General features: G+C 49.9%; 2 protein-coding genes. One reads left to right on the top strand and one right to left on the bottom strand.

Annotated elements, in window-relative coordinates; all coding sequences use genetic code 11:
- Positions 1 to 734: shikimate dehydrogenase (locus F6K23_RS40855; RefSeq protein WP_293166966.1), on the top strand; the 734-nt coding region annotated here is incomplete at its 5' end.
- Here F6K23_RS40855 and msrB read toward each other — a convergent pair.
- On the bottom strand, positions 686 to 1,220 hold a 535-nt coding region (msrB, locus tag F6K23_RS40850; RefSeq protein ID WP_375340837.1), incomplete at its 5' end, for a peptide-methionine (R)-S-oxide reductase MsrB. The two genes, F6K23_RS40855 and msrB, sit on opposite strands and share 49 nt — an antisense overlap.

Here is a 1,220-nt window from a genome sequence, read left to right as displayed (position 1 = left end):
TAGTTACCATTCCATACAAATCAGCGGTCTTAGGCCTCGTAGATGAGGTGGAAGATATCGCCAAAGATATTGGTGCGGTGAATACGATTTATCGTGATGAGCACGGCCAAGTGATTGGCGCAAACACCGATGCCCCAGCAACAGTTGCCTGTACCGAGCAAGTTGCCGGAACCATTCACAATAAGCGCGTACTTATTTTAGGTGCTGGTGGTGTCGGCCGCGCGATCGCTTTTGCGATGCAAGCTGCCGGTGGCACTGTTACCATTGCCAATCGTAGCGTCGATAAGGCTGAAGCACTTGCTGAAGAAGTTGGCTGTAGCTTCTGCAGTCTCACCGAAGCACTCGAACAAACCTATGACATTCTGATCAATGGCACGTCAGTTGGCATGGGCACAGCAGATAGCCCATGGCCTGCTGATCGCCATCGTCCAGATTCGATTGTCTTTGATACCGTTTACACCCCGCTAGAGACCAGACTGCTCCATGATGCTTCCCAGCGCAGTTGCCAAACGATCTGTGGATTAAGCATGCTGATCCGTCAAGCGCTCGGTCAGTTCGAGCGCTGGACGGGGCTGGAGGCTCCTGCACCACTCATGCAGCGCATGGCCCTCGAACATCTAGGAATGGATTGGCCTGAAGGCCTCTGCTGCCAAAATGATGACAGCGGTGTCCAAAAAATAATTGGTCAGGGCTCTTCAGGCACAAAACGCAGCGCTACTGAATTAATACAATAACGTTGCCCAGTTGGTGGAGGGCCATCAGGAAAGACATGACCTAGATGCGAGTCGCAATGGCCACAGCGCACCTCAGTGCGAATCATACCATGCGAACGGTCCTCAAGTCGCTTGACGGCAGAACTGGTGGCAAGGTCATTAAACGATGGCCAGCCAGTACCACTGTCAAATTTATGTTTTCCGAGAAATAAATCTGAGCCACAGACAACACAGTGATACGTTCCCGGTTCTTTATTATTGAGCAGCTCACCAGTAAACGGCGCCTCTGTCCCACCCATGCGGCAAACATGATAGGCCTCTGGGCTTAGCTTTTCTTTAATTTCTTCTTCACTCATATTGAATCCTGTTGGTGATGGTGTAGGTAGTTTTTGTGATGATTTATTTGTTACTTTTTCATGAGCCGAAGTGTTGACTACGTTGGCACGATGAGGTTGTTGGGAATAATTATAGACAACCTTATTACTGTCATTTCCCGCCCCATCTCGC

The organism is Okeania sp. SIO2C9 (genome assembly GCF_010672455.1).
GTDB lineage: Bacteria > Cyanobacteriota > Cyanobacteriia > Cyanobacteriales > Microcoleaceae > Okeania.
This window is presented reverse-complemented; position numbering and strand designations above follow the sequence as displayed.